At 53.7% G+C, this 18,234-nt stretch carries 21 protein-coding genes; 1 reads left to right on the top strand and 20 read right to left on the bottom strand.

Annotation, left to right across the window (positions count from 1 at the left end):
- Nucleotides 1-8: 8 nt before the first annotated feature.
- The 3 genes from lhpI to V8L71_RS05215 form a co-directional block, all read right to left on the bottom strand.
- Entirely contained in the window at nucleotides 9-956 is a 948-nt protein-coding gene (gene lhpI / locus V8L71_RS05205; protein ID WP_336273402.1) for a bifunctional Delta(1)-pyrroline-2-carboxylate/Delta(1)-piperideine-2-carboxylate reductase, read from the bottom strand.
- A gap of 1 nt (nucleotide 957) precedes the next feature.
- Entirely contained in the window at nucleotides 958-1,314 is a 357-nt protein-coding gene (locus tag V8L71_RS05210) for a RidA family protein (RefSeq protein WP_336273403.1), read from the bottom strand.
- 177 nt (nucleotides 1,315-1,491) lie between these two features.
- Nucleotides 1,492-2,259 carry a helix-turn-helix transcriptional regulator gene (locus tag V8L71_RS05215; protein ID WP_336273404.1) on the bottom strand — a complete coding sequence of 256 codons (768 nt, stop codon included), beginning with the start codon at nucleotides 2,257-2,259 and terminating at the stop codon, nucleotides 1,492-1,494.
- Nucleotides 2,260-2,456: 197 nt separating this feature from the next.
- On the opposite strand from V8L71_RS05215, the gene V8L71_RS05220 reads away from it, so the two are divergent.
- Nucleotides 2,457-3,815 (top strand): glycosyltransferase, encoded by a 1,359-nt coding sequence (locus V8L71_RS05220; protein WP_336273405.1) that lies wholly within the window; start codon nucleotides 2,457-2,459, stop codon nucleotides 3,813-3,815.
- Between the two features lie 841 nt (nucleotides 3,816-4,656).
- Here V8L71_RS05220 and V8L71_RS05225 read toward each other — a convergent pair.
- The 17 genes from V8L71_RS05225 to V8L71_RS05305 form a co-directional block, all read right to left on the bottom strand.
- Nucleotides 4,657-5,016: a hypothetical protein gene (locus V8L71_RS05225; RefSeq protein ID WP_336273406.1), complete on the bottom strand. Its 360-nt coding sequence runs from the start codon at nucleotides 5,014-5,016 to the stop codon at nucleotides 4,657-4,659.
- 332 nt (nucleotides 5,017-5,348) lie between these two features.
- A complete protein-coding gene (locus V8L71_RS05230) occupies nucleotides 5,349-5,543 on the bottom strand; it encodes a hypothetical protein (RefSeq protein WP_336273407.1) in 195 nt (64 codons plus the stop codon).
- Nucleotides 5,533-5,898: a hypothetical protein gene (locus tag V8L71_RS05235; RefSeq protein ID WP_336273408.1), complete on the bottom strand. Its 366-nt coding sequence runs from the start codon at nucleotides 5,896-5,898 to the stop codon at nucleotides 5,533-5,535. Before V8L71_RS05235 ends, V8L71_RS05230 begins: the two co-directional genes overlap by 11 nt.
- 384 nt (nucleotides 5,899-6,282) lie before the next feature.
- The gene (locus V8L71_RS05240) at nucleotides 6,283-6,540 is read right to left on the bottom strand and encodes a hypothetical protein (RefSeq protein ID WP_336273409.1); all 258 of its coding nucleotides are present in this window, start codon (nucleotides 6,538-6,540) and stop codon (nucleotides 6,283-6,285) included.
- Nucleotides 6,541-6,613: 73 nt separating this feature from the next.
- The gene (locus tag V8L71_RS05245; protein ID WP_336273410.1) at nucleotides 6,614-8,179 is read right to left on the bottom strand and encodes a flagellin N-terminal helical domain-containing protein; all 1,566 of its coding nucleotides are present in this window, start codon (nucleotides 8,177-8,179) and stop codon (nucleotides 6,614-6,616) included.
- Nucleotides 8,180-8,409: 230 nt separating this feature from the next.
- A complete protein-coding gene (locus V8L71_RS05250) occupies nucleotides 8,410-10,431 on the bottom strand; it encodes a helicase C-terminal domain-containing protein (protein ID WP_336273411.1) in 2,022 nt (673 codons plus the stop codon).
- A gap of 176 nt (nucleotides 10,432-10,607) precedes the next feature.
- Nucleotides 10,608-11,201, bottom strand: a complete 594-nt coding sequence (locus V8L71_RS05255; protein ID WP_336273412.1) for a hypothetical protein — start codon at nucleotides 11,199-11,201, stop codon at nucleotides 10,608-10,610.
- A 32-nt stretch (nucleotides 11,202-11,233) separates the two neighbouring features.
- Nucleotides 11,234-11,971 carry a hypothetical protein gene (locus V8L71_RS05260; RefSeq protein ID WP_336273413.1) on the bottom strand — a complete coding sequence of 246 codons (738 nt, stop codon included), beginning with the start codon at nucleotides 11,969-11,971 and terminating at the stop codon, nucleotides 11,234-11,236.
- A 275-nt stretch (nucleotides 11,972-12,246) separates the two neighbouring features.
- The gene (locus V8L71_RS05265; RefSeq protein ID WP_336273414.1) at nucleotides 12,247-12,912 is read right to left on the bottom strand and encodes a hypothetical protein; all 666 of its coding nucleotides are present in this window, start codon (nucleotides 12,910-12,912) and stop codon (nucleotides 12,247-12,249) included.
- Between the two features lie 2 nt (nucleotides 12,913-12,914).
- Complete coding sequence (locus tag V8L71_RS05270; RefSeq protein ID WP_336273415.1) at nucleotides 12,915-13,994, bottom strand: hypothetical protein; 1,080 nt, start codon at nucleotides 13,992-13,994, stop codon at nucleotides 12,915-12,917.
- Between the two features lie 156 nt (nucleotides 13,995-14,150).
- Nucleotides 14,151-14,648 (bottom strand): RadC family protein, encoded by a 498-nt coding sequence (gene radC, locus V8L71_RS05275; protein WP_336273416.1) that lies wholly within the window; start codon nucleotides 14,646-14,648, stop codon nucleotides 14,151-14,153.
- Between the two features lie 91 nt (nucleotides 14,649-14,739).
- Nucleotides 14,740-15,351, bottom strand: a complete 612-nt coding sequence (locus tag V8L71_RS05280) for a lambda exonuclease family protein (RefSeq protein ID WP_336273417.1) — start codon at nucleotides 15,349-15,351, stop codon at nucleotides 14,740-14,742.
- Nucleotides 15,352-15,388: 37 nt separating this feature from the next.
- On the bottom strand, nucleotides 15,389-16,177 hold the full coding sequence (locus V8L71_RS05285) for an ERF family protein (RefSeq protein ID WP_336273418.1): 789 nt from the start codon (nucleotides 16,175-16,177) through the stop codon (nucleotides 15,389-15,391).
- 73 nt (nucleotides 16,178-16,250) lie between these two features.
- Nucleotides 16,251-16,427 (bottom strand): hypothetical protein, encoded by a 177-nt coding sequence (locus tag V8L71_RS05290; protein ID WP_161491498.1) that lies wholly within the window; start codon nucleotides 16,425-16,427, stop codon nucleotides 16,251-16,253.
- 139 nt (nucleotides 16,428-16,566) lie between these two features.
- Entirely contained in the window at nucleotides 16,567-17,535 is a 969-nt protein-coding gene (locus tag V8L71_RS05295; protein WP_336273420.1) for a DUF932 domain-containing protein, read from the bottom strand.
- Nucleotides 17,536-17,668: 133 nt separating this feature from the next.
- Nucleotides 17,669-18,001 carry a hypothetical protein gene (locus V8L71_RS05300; protein ID WP_290698545.1) on the bottom strand — a complete coding sequence of 111 codons (333 nt, stop codon included), beginning with the start codon at nucleotides 17,999-18,001 and terminating at the stop codon, nucleotides 17,669-17,671.
- A 37-nt stretch (nucleotides 18,002-18,038) separates the two neighbouring features.
- A partial coding sequence (locus V8L71_RS05305) for a hypothetical protein (RefSeq protein WP_336273421.1) occupies nucleotides 18,039-18,234 on the bottom strand: 196 nt, incomplete at its 5' end.

The following is an 18,234-nucleotide window of genomic DNA, read 5'->3' on the forward strand; positions in this document are numbered from 1 at the left end:
TAGCGAAGCTATGATGCAGTAGATTCAGGCAATGACTCCCACACTTCAATGGCAGCGGCCAGATCTTCAAGCGAAGCGCCTACCGATTTGAAGAGCGTGATGGCCTCCGGCCCAGAGCGCCCCGATTTCGTCCCTGCTAGCACCTCTGCAAGCTCCGCCTGAATCTGGTCGAACTGAAATTCTCCCTCTTCAATGGCTTGCAGAATATCGCCCGCTTCGCCTTTGGCTCCGGCGTAGGTATCCACAAATACCTCTGAGCGGCGCAGGCACAGCGCATCGGTTTCGCGCATCTGTGGCCGAAACGCGCCGATCAAATCCAGGTGAGTGCCAGGCGTTAGCCACTCGCCCTTGATCAGCGGCTGGGTAGAGAGCGTCACGCAACTGACGATATCCGCGTCTGCCACGGCAACCGCCAAGTCTTCCACCACGTGGGTCTCAAAGCGTTCGGCGTATTCATCGGCGATGGCGGCTGCTTTACCGGGATTGCGCCCCCAGATCAGCACGCGCTTGATGGGGCGCACACTGGCGTGAGCCTCGATCACCATGGGCGCCAACTTACCGGTACCCACCACTAGCAGCGTTTCCGCGTCATCCTTCGCCAACGCCTGGGCGGCCAGCGCGGAGGCCGCCGCGGTGCGGCGCCGGGTTAACTCGCTGCCATCGATACAGGCCAACGGCTGACCGTGCTTACCTTCGCTGAGCAGATAAAGCCCGGAGATCGCCGGGATACCGTGGTCGGCGTTTTGCGGAAACACGTTGACCATTTTCACGCCGATGTAACCCGCCGCTTCCCAGGCGGGCATGAGCAGCATGGTGGCTTCGCCATCTGGTCGGTGCATCGCATGGTGATGGCGAGGAGGAGACTCTACGCCGTTCACGAACGTTGTGTGTAGCCGCTTGATCAAACCATCCCACGTTAGGTGGCGAGTGACCTCTTCGGCAGTAACAACCCGCATATCAGGCCTCCGGCAGCGCGGCTACCACCATGATCTCAACTTTCCACTCAGGCTTGGCTAGCTGGGCTTCAAGCGCTGCACGCACCGGCGGGCGACCGGGCACGACCCAGGCATCCCAGGCAGCGTTCATTTGATCGAATTCCGCCATGCTGGTGACCCAGATTTGCGCTGAAATCAGTTGCTCTTTCGAGGTACCCGCTTGGGCTAGCAGTTGATCGATACGTGCCAGCACCTGCTCGGTTTGGCCGCGCATATCCGCTGTGGCATCAGGTGGAACCTGGCCTGCGAGGTAAACGGTGCCGTTGTGAATCGCCACTTGGCTCATACGTGCATTGCTGTCTTGATAGGTAACGCCCATGGTGTTGCTCCTTGAAAACGGTCTGCTGATATAAAGGGTGCTGATATAAAGGGTGCTGATATAAATGGATTACTCAAAGACTAAAGCGCTAGCAGGCAAATTACTTGCCCGAAGCTGAGGTAGTTTTGCCCGCAAGTCATGCAGGCAAAATCTTATCACTAACGGTCAGACGTGGGACTAGCGATCTGAAGAAGGGGAAAGCTCGAAATAACGCCGATAGGCGCGGGAAAAACTGCCTTGATCGCGAAAGCCGACCAGCATGGCGATATGCCCCAAGCTGAGCGTGCTATGGCGAACCAAAGTGCGGGCATGCTCTAAGCGTCTGCGCTGCACATAGGCCAGCGGCGTTACGCCGGTCAGCTCGCGAAAGCAGCTGTGAAAATGCCCGGGGCTCAACGCACACAAAGCAGCTAACTGCTCCACACGGATCTCATCGGCAAGATGCTGATCCAACCAGGCATCCAAACGAGCAAGATCCAGGCGTTCGCTAATACAGTGTTGGCCCAACTGCCCAACCGCTGTAGGAGAGGCATCATGCAGGTACATGGTCAGCGCCCGTAACAGCAGAATCGCGATTTCATTCTGCAGTGCGGGGCACTGCTCAAGCTGATTCGCCAGGGCGTGGGTCAGTTGGTTTAGCGCGGGAGGTACGCTGAAAAAGCGTGGCTTATCAAACAGGCGCTCAATCTCACTGCCCTTTTCAAGCGACGCCAACTGCGCAACGGGAATATCCAACACCAAGGTGCGGTTACTGCCATCGCCCTGGTACTCGTGATGGCGCGACGAGGGAATCAAACACCCGCGGCGAGCGGTAACCCGCTCGCCCTGGCCTTCCATCGAAAGCTCTGTCACGCCACAAGTGGCCAGAATCAGTTGATGGAAGTCGTGAGTATGGGCCACCTGCTCATGGGCTAAGTTGCGGCTATGTAGCTCAAAAAGGGCCATGGAGGGGTACCGTCTGTACGTCGAATGCTATTTCAGCACTATAAAACGGCCCAGCAACAAAAAGCGAGGAAGCGGCCAACTGTGCGTTAACGCTCTTCCGGAAAGGTGGACAGGCAGGTGCTAAGGCGCTGGCTGTCATCCGCCAGTCATGGACTCAAGATAGCGTGTTCGTAAGCTGCTATAAGAGTCTAAACAACATGTCACAGCGCAGACGCTATCCTCTTAACGAATCAGAAATCGCGGCGCTCACACAGCTAGCCCACGGCAACGCCATAACCCAGCAGCGCGAAGCAGAGCGTGAAGCGCGACTGGCATCAGCATTAACGCTGTTCCACTCAATGGCATCCGCAACTGCGATGCCGCTGGGAGGCATGAAAGTGCTCATGATTTCGGATGTTTACTTTCCTCGCGTCAACGGCGTGTCCACTTCCATCGCCAGTTTTCGCGGTGCACTTGAGCGTTTGGGCCACTCGGTCACGCTGATCTGCCCCGACTACCCGGTGGGCCAAGTGGATGAGCCTGGTGTGCTGCGTATCCCGTCACGCGGCGTACCCGGCGACCCTGAAGACCGCATGATGCGCTACCGTGATCTGCTCGCCCTAGCACCTTCGCTGGCAGGTGAGGCCTTTGATCTGATTCATGTGCATACGCCTTTTACCGCCCACTATGCTGGTGTAGCGCTGGGGCATCGGCTTAGGCTACCGGTGGTGGCGACCTATCACACGCTTTTTGAGGAGTATATTCACCATTATATTCGCTGGCTTCCGCGGCGATGGCTGCGCTTTGCTGCACGCCGGCTTTCGGTGCACCAGTGCCAGCAGCTCGACGCCTTGGTAGCTCCTTCACGGGCAATGCAGCAGGCACTCACCCACTACGGCGTGACGACGCCCATCACGGTCATAGCCACAGGTTTAGCGCTTGAAGCGTTTTGCCACCCCCAAGGAGCCCAGGATGCCAGCGACTTTCGTGCTCACTACGACCTGCCGCAAGAAGCGCGGCTGCTGCTCTATGTCGGCCGCGCCGCCTTTGAGAAGAACATCGATTTCCTGATCGATATGCTGCCCCAGGTATTAGCCGAACATCCAACCACCCGGCTCATCATTACCGGCGAAGGCCCGGCCCACGAAACACTCGTCAAACGCGCCCAAGAAGTGGGCGTGGCAGACGCCGTACTGTTCCTCGGCTATCTCGACCGCAACGGCCCACTGCAAGCCGCCTACCGCGCCGCCGACATATTCGTGTTTGCATCACGCACGGAAACCCAGGGGCTGGTCCTGCTGGAAGCGATGGCAATCGGCACGCCGGTGGTTTCCACCGCCATGATGGGCACGCTGGATGTATTAAAAGAGGGAGAAGGCTGCCTGATCGCCGAGGATACCCATGACGACTTCGCCGCCAAGGTTAACCACCTGCTAAGCGATAACACCCTGCGCCAACAGCTCGCCGAACGCGCTCCAGTTTACGCCGCTAGCTGGCACGAGGATGCCAAGAGCGCGGAGCTGGTGAGTCTTTATCGAAAGCTTGTAGCGGAGCGTTTGGTGATGGCGAGAAAGTAAGCGCCGAACTCTCCGTTGACACTTTGTGGACACATTCAGTCATTTATGGGGAAGAAAAACACAAATCACAGGCACAAAAAAAGGCACCTAAGTGCCTGATTTTAAATGTGGTGCCGGTAGCCAGACTCGAACTGGCACACCCGTAAAGGCGGCGGATTTTGAATCCGCTTTTCGACAATTCGAGGCCGCGCTTGCTACGGGCTTTTGTCGATAAATCAACAGCTTGAGGTTTTACATTGGTTACACACAACACATGGATTCGCTACGATCTGCGACCAAATTGCGACCACATCGCGACATCCTACGCTGCGGGCGAGCATCCGCTGCAACTTTGGCAGCCGGTGGCCTTGTGAGCTTTCTCTCATTTGCCTGCCAGCAAAGTTAGTGATGAGAGACGGGGCCTCACATTGGAGCCGGATCTAGGCTAACGGGCAAGAATAGGGCACGCCGTCACCGAGATGGTCTGTTGGGCGTCCAAGTGCAGCGCCCTTCCTCCAGCAGTAACGATTTGGGCTCACGCATGGGCTCGGTTCGGAGAAAAAGCGTCAACTTGGTCGTTATCGTCGTCTTTTGTATGATCACTCGTGTCGCTGTGATCACTAGAATGATTATCTGTAATATCGGTAAAAACTGGCCAAAATATGAAGAGCATAGCGTATTCAGCGGTCGAGCCTTTCAGGAATTCGATAAGATGTATCTAATATTGAGCGAAGAAAATAAAATAAAATAAATAAAAACAGCGCCTTATTAAACATTAATAGAAGATTAAATTATTCTACTACCCAATCTACTCCCCACATTGCCAAAACATAAATCTCAAGATGAAGCAGGCTGCCCTACATCAAACCTTCGCATTTCCGGCAATGACGGCTTGAAAACCAGCCTTGGTGATCGGCTGTTGCGCCGCATCCACCACGGTGCCGCCCAGGCGTGCCAACTTTTTTGATAGTGACACTAGCTTGGCAAGCTGGAGTTTGCTGGGAGCAAGCATCTGGTTGCTTTTGGTAATTTTAATGCTCACACCTTTAATAGGGGGAAGTTCGTTGCTGCTTTCGGTTAAAGATGGCAGCTGCCCCGAAGAATTAACATTCTCAATTTGAATCGGTGTACGGGAGGAGTCGCCCGCTACCTTATACGCCTTCGCGCTAGGCTCATAAACCGCATCCAAAGAAGCAAGCGCCAGGCTCAAGCGTTCATTCAAAGCAGGCGAAGGGCTCTTGAATAACACTGTCACTTCCCAGGAAGCATGTTCGTTATTGAATAAGATAGGCGCTTCTGGCGTTGTCGCGGTAGCTCTCTTGGGGGTAGTGGCACCACTTGGGGCAAACGTCCATCCTTGCCTGCTCAACAATAAATAGATAGCAATACAACCGCAGGTAATGCACATCCAGAGTGCGCATATCGCAGCGACTAGAAAGAGAGTGGGGGTGTCCATATCCTTATCTCATGGTTATGAGCAATTTACGTAACTGCTCGACACACGGAAATATTGGCTGAACCGCACAAGCTTTGCAAGCTAACAAAAAGTGGCAGCTAGCGAGATAGTAACCCCTGGGTATGCTCCCGCTGCTGCTTATTGGCACCATCCAAAATATCCAGCAGCTTTTCGTAATCCCCCGGCATTTGCTCATCCATGCTGGTGGTTTCAAAACGCCTGAGCGTTTGCTGGGTGTCGTCAATCAACGCCTGTAGTTCGTCTATAACGCGCTGGTGCTCATTAGTGGTCATATAACCCTTGGGTTTGTAATGCCTGTACTCGCTGGTAAAGCACTCTAGCGCTATCAACGGCCACGCTTTCGTGTTGGTTTAGGGTGAGCAGTACATCATGTCGCGGATCGTTCATCGCTGCTTCCAGCTCGGTATGGTAGCGTTTCAGCAAATGTTCCAAATTCATACGAATCATCGCAAGTTCTAGCTGAAACTCCGCTTGTAACTTAGTGTAGCGTTCTATGGGTACAGCGGTTGGGCTGCTTTCCAGCACGGTACAGATCGTCAGCTCAATCTGTTTTTCAACAACGTTAAGCTGAGGGACAAGTTCGGTAACAACTTCCAGAGCAGGGATGGTGGCGTTGTGCGGCTTCACGGTGCTCCTAAATAGCGCTGGGTCATGGGCTTGAATACTAAGGCTACCACCACCGCTTACAGGGCTAAGGGTTAATTAACCCTATTGAGTAACTGTATATTGCCATCTGTATGGCCTCATGATTTTGCCCACGATGAGTGCTTGAAAGGCCGCAATAGAAACTGGCTAACACATAATAGGTAAAATAAGTTCAGGCCACACTTCTAGTAGTGTGCTGCGTCAAATAACGGCTTCTAGCCCCTTACGCTGCTACACCGCATCATTACCGCTTGGTATAGGTCGGTCTCATAAAAGAAATGCTCCCGAATCGGAAGCATGTTGTTGTGGGTGGAGCCGAAGCCCAACCTTACTGCATTTACTACTACATTCGAACACGGCGTAAGATTAATAGGATGCATACAGATGGCTAACACAGACCCCGCATACCACTCGACCAATGTCAGCACACTTTTTTCTAGCCTGCTCTTCATTTAGACAAGCAAATTTATTTTCTGAGCTATCTTTTTTATTCATTTTTTGACAGATAGATTTATTTTGGGGCATGCACTTTCTTTCTGGCTGATCTTGAGTTAATTCAGCTTGAAAAAGGTGATACTCTTCCGAATCTCCATGCTTTTTAAGAGTATAAACAGTTTTGCTCACTTAAATGCTCCCATTATAAAAACGGGGCCTTTCGGCCCCGTTATATCTATCAATTAGCTTTAGAGCTAACCAATTAACCCAGCAGAGAAAGAACGTTCTGCGGAATCTGGTTGGCCTGGGCTAGTACAGAAGTACCCGCCTGCTGCAGAATCTGTGCACGCGTCATGCTGGCTACTTCAGTTGCGTAGTCGGCATCTTCAATACGTGAACGAGCAGAAGACAGGTTAGTTTCGTTGGTCTGCAGGTTAGTGATGGCAGACTCGAAACGGTTCTGAATGGCACCAAGGTCAGAGCGCAGAGTGTCCACCATACTTAGAGCTGAATCAAGTTTGTCCATCGGATTACGCGATGCTTCTACTGCATCGGTCTGGGAGATGAGCCCTTGGCTAGCCTGCCCTGCATCTTTGATGTAAACGACATCGCCTGCGGCAATGTCATCTCCAGCAACACCATCAAGGTTGTAGGCCGCATCAGCAGTGACTTGGCCACCGGTATCAACACTATAGGCATTGCCGTCAACTTCTATAGAAGCACCGTCGTAGGTAGCGCCTGCGCTCTCCAGATCAGTTTGACGAGCATCTTCATTGGTGCCATAGGTAGTGAAATTGGTGCCGGCGCCGAAAGTGCTACCAGTAACAAGGGTACTGGCATCAAGGTTCAGAGAGCCTGAGTCTACAGTCAAGGTACCGCCTGTACCACCAGTGGCGCCTGACAAGGTCACTGTCACCTCCTGACCCTCGATGGTCGCCGAGTAAGTACCATTACCGTCGGTTGCTGTCGCAGCTGTATCGCGGGTCCAGGAAACGCCACCTACTGTAGCACTATCGCCCTGAGCGGAAGTAGTAAGCGCAACACCGAAAGCATCTGCGACATCGGCGGTAACGCCTGCATCAGTTGCAGCTACGTTAGCACCTTGATCGGTAATTGCCCCAGTTGTTTGACTTACATATAGCTGGGCGTCAGCGGCGTCAGTGACTTTTCCACTTAGAAGATCAACTTTAACAGCAGTAGCCGGGGCTGCACCATTATTATCAGCGACATTTACAGTGTAATCTGAATTACCCGAAGCGCCGAAGTCGCTCATCAATGTTTGCAGATCGGCGGCTTTATCACCGCTAACGGTGAAGTTGTTTAGGCCAAGTGATGTAGCATCGATTTTTTGTAAATCAATACTAATTGTTTCGTTGTCGTTGGCCCCTACCTGAATTTTTAGAGCTCCATCTTGTTGTAGGACTTTAGTCCCGTTGAAATCAGTCTGCTCAGAAATACGGTTAATCTCATTAAGACGCTGATCAATTTCATTTTGAATGGAGGTCAAGTCATTCTGAGAGTTGGTGCCATTTTGCGCCTGTACAGATAGCTCACGCACACGCTGTAAGTTATCGTTAACTTGATTCAAGGCACCTTCAGCCGTCTGGGCAACCGAGATACCATCGTTAGCGTTACGCTGTGCAGTCGACAGACCGGTGATCTGTGAAGACATGCGGTTGGCGATGGCCTGACCGGCCGCATCATCCTTGGCACTGTTGATACGCAGGCCAGAGGACAGCCTTTCCATGCTTGTGGTTAAGTCGTTTTGGGACTTGCTCAGGTTTTGCTGGCCGATCATTGATGTGATGTTGGTATTGATCACTGACATGGTGTGATTCTCCTTGCTTTGGACACTGGCCCTGAGGCCTGCTTTCGGCCACTGTTTGTGCCGTTATATTGATTAACGGCACCGCGAGGAGAATCTTTAGCTTTACCACCAAAAAATAATGTAAAAATTAGTAAAGATGAAGTGGCTGCTGACTATTTTGAGCATACCTGCGTGTGTTGCAGGCAGTATATTGTGACGAGTGCGCTCCGAAATTAGCCGTTTACAGAAGCTTATAAAAGTGCGGCGAGTGCTTGAGCGGTGGTTGGAGCAGCAGCAGCTTCTTGCCCACTAGGTTCCTCAGCTAGTTGGTAAGCTGAATAAAAACGTGCGGGTATGGCACCTAGTAACACCTGTTGTGTGTACACCCCTTGGCAGGCAGGCGCACCGGAAGGGCGGGGGATGCGCGGTTCCAATAAGGTTATCAAAACATCATCATCTGGATGACGAATCGCCCGCCCCAGCCCTTGACGCAGCTTATGTAGCGTACGCACGGTGCTTTTACGCATAAGCGTGCCCTTAGCAATATGGGTGGCTTCCGAGTGACTGACATTGCGGTTTATTAACATCTGCTCGACAAGGTGCTGTTCCACTTGGCTGACCATCGGGCGGGGATTACGCAATACCACCACATGCTGCCAGTACGCTTGGTTCCCTTCACGGTTTGGCGATAACCCCTCCCACCCGGCGGGGGTGAGCAAAATCGAATCGTTTTCTAGGCGGGCAACCAGCTCGTTTAACCCTGTACCTGCATAGTGGGCAACCAGCCTGTGTGAATGAGCAGCCGGCCCTGCAGCCACTAGCGCGGCGACATCTGCATAACTAGCGCATAGCACCAAGGTGCGCCCTGGCTGGTCAGTTAGATAAGGAAGCACCTGCTGGCAATACTGTGGGGCAAGCTGGTAACGGTCATCCGCTTGTTGCAACAGCGGATGTGGCAACCAACGCGGTAAACGAAACCGTAAGGTGCCAAACTGCTGGGCCTGAAAGCTACGCTGTAGTCCGCTGCGTGGATGAGTGACCGGCAGCTGTAAGCGGCTACGCATATAGCGAAAATGCGGTATTTCGCCTGGCGCATGGTTCAAGTCTGACAGCGTCGCGGAGGTCATCAACGTGACCCGATTATTAGCACCGGCTTTTAAACTAGAAGCGGCGCTAGGGGCGTGGGCAACCACCCCTGGCAATCCACGCACCGGGGAATAATCCAACACTAAGTAGCGGCTAGCTTCGCGTAAGCGAAGGGCAATGCTCTCCACGCTCTGGCGTAAATGCTGCCACTCCTGCCATAGTGCTGGCGTATGGCTTGGCTCGCGCAAGCGCAGTTTTAATAACGCTTTCACAGCGCTTTGCAGAGCCTCGCCTTGGTAAGGCGTTAAACTGTGGGCGCGTCCCGCCCGCCCACGGTCGGTCATGTTATCCAGCAAGGTTTGCCACTGTTTAGCCACGCGATGCTGCTTTAGCTGATTAAGTAGATAAGTGGTGGATTGCAGCGATACGCGGTCACTTAGCAGTTCTTCAGCGATTTCCGGGTAGTGCTCCGCTTCATCCAGTAATAATACATAGGGCGCTTCTGCATGAGTGATTTTCCCTTGGGTAACCAGGTCTACCGCTAACAGTGCGTGATTAATAATGAGCACATCGCTTTGTTGGGCGGCCTGCTGTTGTGCCTCTAGATTTTCCGATAAGGGGTCGTTGGGCCGCAGGGCAATATCGGCTAACTGCCAGCCATCAGGTAACAGCGCAGCATCCAGATCAAGCAGGCAGCCATCGCTTTTCAGCCCCCAACGCGCTAAACGGCGGTGCGTGTCGGGTAATCGAGTGCTTTCCGCTGCGGCATCTAAACTCGGCACACCCAAAAGTAGCGCTAACCGTTCGGGATTCAGGTAATTATCCCGGCCCATGCGCAGCGCAAAACTAAGTTGCGGCAACTGGGCATGTGTTAAGTAGTCACGCACGATCGCGAGGTTATCTGGCTGGAGCAGCTGCCGCTGCAATGCCCTGGAATGGGTAGAGATCAATGCTCGGCGCGCTGCCTGCTTACCGCCCATTAGCTTGCCTTTGGCAACCCAATCGGCCAGGGCTAACTGGTAAGCGAGTGACTTCCCGATCCCGGTATCACCCTCTACAAAGTGCAGCTTTCCTTTCTGAGCTAGGCCATCCAAAAGGGCTTCGGCATACGCAATTTGCACCGGGTTACGCTGAAAGCCTGGGCGTTTAGGCAGTATGTCGCTGAGGTAATGGAGTACCGGGTGCATAGGGGCATTATCTAGGTAGGAGAGCGAATGCCCCAGCAAAACTGGGGCACTGTTTCCGCAAAGGGAATTCCCGCAAAGGCGAGAGGTTCAAACGTTCCATCGAAGTCTGCAATTCATTGCAAACACTTCCGCTGAGGCGGAACGGCGTAATGATAGCAATAATTGTGAGCGACAACCTAACAGGGGCAAAGCATGCCCATGCCGTAAGTACGTAGGCGAGACACCCCTTGAAACCATGCGGTGGCCGCCAGTGGCGTGTCAATGACGGTTGCTTCAGCGCAAACCCTTACCACCGGGTGTTGCACCGATATTTTATGCTGCTGAGGCCAACGCCCCAGTGGATAAAAGCTAACGCTACCAACATTTATTGCCCACCCTTGGCGCTGCATACGCTCAATAATAAGACTAGCCCACCGTTCACGCGGTGCCGGTATATGCTGGCTACGGGGCAGCCTTTCGCCGCTGGACGATAACCGCGTGGCGACGGTAGGCACCCAGTGCCACTCCAGCTGCAGCGTGGTTCCTTCGTTAAGCGTCAGTACACGCTTTTCTGCATGGGGGAAATCACGCGCTGAGCGCACGCTAAACAAGTGTTGCTCTTGGGTTAACCACTGGGCACGAAAAATAAACGGTCGCTCGCGCTGGGGGGAGTGGGTATCACCTGAAAAGAGGTGCCACGCAGTGCAGTGGTAATCATCGAGTGTGACTGGGTGCCCTGACGTGTTCCCAGGGTGGCATAGCGCGCTGGCTTCGTAGTAATGCACCTGCATAGCGTGGGATTTATCCCCTCTCGTCTTTCGGGTTAAAACAGGTTGCCCTGTTCAGGCTCAACTTGCGCGCCTTCATTCGATGGCTTGGATGCCACCGGCGGTTGTGTTGATGACTGAGCTGATAAAAACGTAGCTGGTGAAGACTGGATCTTTGTTTGGCAGTAAGGCAACAACTTGTCCAAGTGTGGCATTACCCATCCCAATACGGCAGGTAGTCTTAAGCGGTCGTAGGGATCTGTTGGAATCGCCTGCAAAAGCGCGGCGGGGTCTGGCACGTTCTCCAACCACTGGGCAAACGCTTTGTCATCACGCTGCCCTTTGGCTGCATCAAGAATCGGTTTCCAGAAAGCAAAGCGGCCTGCTTGGCTGTCCAACCCCTGATCACGCATCACTTGGGCTGTGGTGATTATCGCGTGTAAGTCCAATACGCTGGCACCGTTCTCACTGTTACACCAGAGTTCATGCAGCGATGTGGTGGGCATCAGTTGGCGCATTAGGCCATCCACTTTACGCCCCCAGTTTTCGATGTAAACAAAGCCGTCTTCAATCGGGTCAAGCGTCCCCTGTATTAATAGACTTATCAAGCGCACAAAAGGCTTTTCAATGCTTAAGCGTCCTTGCTGGCCCCACTCGCCATCTCGGTATTTTTCAAACAATTTGGGCGGCAGGGTCAGGTATAGCTCTGCTTCTGGCGTAATAATGCCGCCCGACCCCACCAGCATGCCCAACTTGCCGTAAATAGGGGTTTGGGTCTTCCCTGTAACATTCATGCGTTCTAAGCCGAGTATGTCCTGGCTGGGTATGCGCGGGGTGTAGCAGGTTAAACAGACGTATTCTGCCTCACCACACTTACCATAGTGGTATTCAACGGCTTTAAAAGGTGCTTCGACCTCTGCCCATCTTCGATCACAACATGCGCAGTTGAGAGTGGTAGGCGTCAGCGTTGCTGCAAAGCTCCCACGCCTTAACGCGCTCGTAGCTTGGTAAAGAAGTTGGTAGCCCATGTGCTGAGGCCGCACTGGGGCAGGTGCAGCGCCGTATACTGTCATTGCATTACCTCACGCAGAATGCGCGGTGGCCGATAAACCGGCTCATCGCTGCCCGCTGGCGTCAGGCGTAGGCAGTCTGTCAGGGGTGTATAAGGCATACCGGTATGCATTTCGGGTACACGCCAGCTACGTTGCCGCCACCGTTCTTCATGATCTGGAACGGTGCTCATAATACTGACCGCCCCCTGCCCACGTGCATAAGCAATGCCGATATGTGGTATCTCACTCAACAGGTCAGTACAGGCGCTTGGATCACCCTCTGCATAAAATATTAAGTACGGGCATAGCCGCCCTTTGTGGAGGGTGAGTTTCGGTGCCCAATCACCACCATCAAAGCGCAGCGGTGCCCGCACGTTGCGCGCCGCTAATAAAGGCAGCTTATATAGGTGGGCCACCATGCCTACCTCATGCGCCTCCAGACCAAACTGCGGCGTTACCCCAAAGATCAGCTGCGAGGCGCGAAAAGCGCCCTGCTCATGGTCATAAGTAAGCGGCAGCGAAGGGGGGTGTCCCCAGTCTAAGGCGCGGCGGCAAGCCGCTTCGTGTAATAAGGTGTCTAAACGCGGCACTACTCGTGGCAGTATCAGCGGCGTATGTAATTGTAGGATGAGCTTAAAGGGCTGCATTAAAGCTGGGTCGCCCCCTTGCGATGGCACTGCCATGGCTAGCGCTGTTTCCAACGTTGACGGGCTTCTTGGCGGCTGAATAGAGTGAAGTCGTAGCTAGGCAGCGTCACTTTAAAGGCCTGCCACGCCTGTTCCAATGGCTCCCCTTCTAATGTCATTCCCATGTCGTCTATCCTCACCATGCCTATCGCCTCTGCTTGACGCTCACCCGGCGAACGCTGCATTACTTGCCACTCAGCGCTAATGGCTCCGAAACCATTAGCTAAGTGGCCCCCTAGGCGGGGATGGTGAGAAAATTCAGCAAGGCAATGCAGCAAGAGACCCAGTATTTCCGGCGTCCCCTCTATGAGTTTTAAGCGGCTTTGCAGCTGGCTACCCGGCGCAATAGCTTCATAACCTGGCAACGGGTGCTTAATCGATTCTTCAGAACCTTCACGCTGTTTGCGGATCGCTTTCTCTTGGGCTTCCAGTTCTCGGGTCTGCTTTGCAAAGGCTTGCCTAGCCGCCACATCATCAGTTTTACGCGCGTCGACTTTGATGAGGCGAATTTGTTCTCGCACCTCTTCAATTTCCGCCATGCTTTCTTGGGTACTTCGCATTTGGTCCATCAACGCCGCTTGCTCGTCAGCGCTCAAGTAGGTCACCAAGCGTGGATCATGCTCAAATTGATCATGACGCACCCCTTGACCTGCCGTTATAAGGTTGCTCGTACTGGTGAGCAGTGGGCCTACTTCTAAATAGCCTGCCAGCTTCCAGCGGCCAAATAGGCTCATGAAGGGGTTCGTTTGACGCAAAAACGCTTCCGCACGTGGGTCGTAATTGCGCCCCATCGCTTCGTTATTAACATCTCGCGAGACATCAATGCCTTCGCCCAGCATATACATTTGCGCTCGATTGAAAACGAGGTCTAACGGCTGGTCTTTAAGGCTGGCAAGTTCGCGTATTAGCATATTCAGGCCTGCTTTACGCAGCGGCCCTCGTAACGTGCCGCCGTTAAGAAACACTTGGCCGTGGGGAGTGCGGGGCAGCCGTTCGTCCATCCCGAAGTAGCTGACGTTGAGCGGAGCTTCAGCCGTAATATGGCCGGAAAGCTGATAGGCCAGCGGGGTCGTGTTCATTAACAATCCTGTGCTTATCTGAAAGCGTGGCCACTATGATGGCATATCGTTCGGCTGGGTAATAACGCGAAGTACGTACAAAAAATAAAACGTTTCCAGCAAATTGAAGCCATCCCAGCAAGGGACAGCTTCATTTCTAGGTTGAGAACGATACAGCTACAAATACCCCATCTCCGCAAACGACCTACACCCATCACTTCCCACCACGACGTGATCAATCACTCGAATGTCCATCAGCCCGAGGGCCTCTTTAAGCTGCTCGGTTATGCGCCGATCTGCGTCACTTGGTTCTGGATCACCGCTGGGGTGGTTATGTACCAGAATTACAGCAGCAGCGTTGTAGGCGAGTGCTGCTTTCAGCACTTCACGGGGATACACGCTAGCCGCGTCGATGGTGCCGCGAAAAAGTTCTTCAAAGCGGATCACGCGGTGCTGACTATCGAGGAATAGCACGCTGAATACTTCATGTTCGTAGTCCTGAAGCAGTAGTTGCAGATGCTCGAATGCCTGCGAGGGCTGCGTTATCTTGCGGCCTTTTGCGATTTTACGCCGCGCAAAGCGCTTGGCCATGGTGATGATGTCAGTTTCGGTAACGGGCGATGTAACGAGGTAAGTACCCGCCTCTTCCCCGGCTTTTAGTTTTGAGTGCGTCATGGTTGCCTCCAAAAAATAAAAAAACGCCGGGGTGGTGGCCCCGGCGTCTATGTCGTTACTTGGTCTACGGTACGTTGGTGATGAGCTTGGCTCACGCGACCATCACTTGGCTGATGCGTCGCTCCATCTCTTCATGAAATGCTTCAACCCGTTCAGCAATGGTGCGAATCATGATGTCGTCACGGTAGGCGCGTTTGATAAACAGCGGCATCCCGGGCCAATAGCTCACAAAGTCGATCCATTCCCGTTCGCTTACCCATAAGCCACCCTGGCATTGGGGAATGTGCTCATCGGGTATTTCTCCATTCAACAGCACTTCGATTTGGAACTTGGGCAGTTTGGTTTTGATTTCTAGCAGACCGTTAGCGTTTACCAGGCTGTCTGGCGAGTAGCCCACCTCATGATTAAGGATCAGGCCCACTTCCTGGGGCTGGGGTTCGCCAGTGGCATCGCAGTAAAGCGCACGGGCCACGCCTTCCAGCTCATGGCCACGACGGGTATTCGCGTTACCTTGAAACGGCTCGGCCAGTTCCCCGGTAATCCGCTCGCCGATCAACTGGTGCATGTAGGTAATCGCCCCGGTGCCCAACCCACCAGGGCCTTTACCCTTAACCAGCAATGACTTTAGCTCCGACATGGTGACGCGCCCTAAGCGCGCCGCCAGCCATTCAGGGGAGCCTTGCGGCATAGTGAGTATCTGCATGGATGCCTCCTTTACTCAGATAGGGTTGGTACGCCGTTTAGTTAACGGCTCGCTTAGAAAGGGATGCCCGGAGCTTGTCGAAGTCGCTATACGGTACTTGCACGGCTGAGCCGTACTTGCCGCTAAACCACTCCTGAGTCGTCGCGGGGCATTGGCTGATCAGGCGTTGGATTTGGCCTGCCTGGAACGGGGTTATCGTCTTGATACCCGCCTTGGTACTGGCGTTACCGTTATCATCCTGGCCGCGTGTGGTGATGTTGAGCAGTGCGGAAAGCACATAGCGCTTGCCGTAGCTGGTAGAGGAACCAAACGCCTGCACGGCGTTTTTGTTACCACTCATATCCGCAGGCAATAGCATACTGGTCTCTTCACGGTGGCCATCCTTGTGCATCAGTACACCGGTTACCTGGATGCCGCGCTCCTGTGTCTGAATACGAAAGCTCACCGCAAAGCCATGCTTCTGCATGATCGGGCGCACGGTATCGACAATATCCTCCAGCGTGGCGTAGAAGCCGTTGTTGGTTTGCCCGCGCTCTTCAATGCTGGGGAGTTCGGTCTGCATGGCGGCCATGGCAGCGCTATAAGCCATCATGGCCTGACGGTCCATGACGCGTTCCTGCATTTGTAGGAGACGCTCCATTTTGTCGATATCGACGTCGGGATTGAGGGCAGCGCGTTCAATTACCTGGATGATCGCGGTGCTTTCTGCTGTTGAGGTCGACTCAACGGGGGATGCAGGGACAGCCGTGACGGCGGCGGCGTTGGCTTTGGTTGGGGGACTTACCAGGCGGGAAGAAGAATTTACCACATTAGAGGATCGTGCCATGGGGCACCTCCATTAAAACAAAGAATGGTGGTGATGCCGTGTCGCCAGGCATCGTTATGAAGTGATGGCGGTATTACTCCGCTAAATGCTGGGCTAGCTCGTTAGCTTTAATAGGCACTAGCCGTACCTCTGCTCGATAAAACGTGCCTTGAGCGCAGACCACGGTGTCAGCGCGGTGGGCATGGTTGGCTATTAGCTCTTCAGTCAGACGCGTTAAAGCAACTTCAATGGCATGGGAAATAAACGTCATGGCAGTACCTCGCGGCATAAGCCCCACAGCAAAACGCCCAGCCTTTGTGGGGCTGGGCGTCTATGCCGGGGAGATGGTGAATATCATTGGTTTGGAAAATCGCAGTAAGGGGTAGAACGACGCCCTACCGATAGGTTGGTTAAGACACTAGCGCTAACGCGGCATCCAGTGCTTCCTGCTTGAGTTGGGCGCCTTGGCCGAACCACGCTGAATCCATACGGGTGTCGTTGCTACGTGCCCGTTTGTCGTGATCCACGTACTCGGTCACGGCATTAAGCAAGCCCCAGGCGGTGTCTTTAGCGGTGATTAGGTGTGAACCCCGGCCTTCGCCGTGGTAGAGCTTCTGCACTTTGTTCAGGGCCCGGTAGTTGGGCAGTTTGGAGGGATCATCCAGTGGCTTCTCTGCCCCGCAAATCACTGACTGGAAATAGTGCTGTGCTTCATGGTGATCAATCTTGCGTTCTGCCAAGGCCTTCATGCGATACATGAAGTCGTTCCACTGCGAGACGGAAATCCCCAGCTGGCTCTTCACCGCTCGGGGATCAAACTCCGAGCGATGGGGTACTTTCACGGCTTGTGAGGTGCCATCCACTGCAATCTGCAGCGTGTTATTACACACCACCCTTACCGTGGTAGGTGTGGCCATCGTCGCCAAGGTGCCGTCACACGAGGTTGCCAGTAGTAAGTAGTCGTTGACCTCATCCTGGCCTTTAAGCGAGGTACTTAAGCCACTACGTGCCAAAGCCCAGAACTTACGACCGCCTTTTAATACCCCAGCGGTTTCCAGCTCATAGCCAGCGTACTCGGTGAGGTCTCGATAGAATTCCAATATTTCTTCGGGTTGCACCACCTTATAGCGCTGGGACACCACCGATAGCGGTACCTTCGTATCGGAGCGATAGAGCACCTTCTGTTCGGGAAATGAGTGAATGCTGCCCAGGTGGCTTGCGCCTTCGGCAATAAAGCGGACCGGGGCTTCTTCAATGTGCCAGTTCATACCGGCCTGTTGCTGCCAGACTTCCAGCGGTTGATGACGAGAAAGTTGCTGCCTCAGGCCATGCCAAGGGGTATCGCCAACGTAAGCCATTTGTTCAACAAGATGAGCCATTACAAACTCCTTGAGGGTTTTCAAAGTTAATGAGCGCGCACGGCATAGCGGCCCGCCCTGAGTAAGGCGGGCAAGCGAATGCGTGTAGAGGTAGTCGTCGTATTAAGCGGCAGAGAGGCCCGCTGCAAGGGGGTTACTCAGCGTGGGGACGAAAGGTGCAATCACAAGCACAGCAGGCGTAGTTATCGAGCATTTTCTGATCAAGCTCATGGCCCAGCTTGGCACCGGCAACACCAAAGGTCGTGCCGCCTAACAATCCACCAAATACAGCACCGGACAGGCTGCCAATGGTAATGCCTGCCGGGCCTATCATTGCACCGACCAGCGCCCCCGCCTTGGCACCACTAAGGGCTCCGGCAGCCCCAGACGCAGCACCGGCAGCGGCCCCAGTGGCACCGCCGACCTTTCTTCCTAGATTGCGAGATATAACATTTGGGGAACCACACTTTGGACAGTGGGGTGTCATGAGAATCTTCCTCCATTAGCAGTAAATTGGATGCAGGTTAAGCCATCCTTGATAGCTTCATGGAGGTAGTATATGGCTGAGATTTTTTTGAATTAAATCGATAAGTTGTGTTTGCGTATTCCGCCCTATCGTGACCGCCCATTCCGTTTGAACGTGACCGTCTGTTCTGGATGATGGTGACCGCGCATTCCGTTTTATCGTGACCGATTTTGGGCAGTTTTCCGGAATCGCCG

It is taken from the genome of Vreelandella indica (assembly GCF_037070225.1).
GTDB lineage: Bacteria > Pseudomonadota > Gammaproteobacteria > Pseudomonadales > Halomonadaceae > Vreelandella > Vreelandella arctica.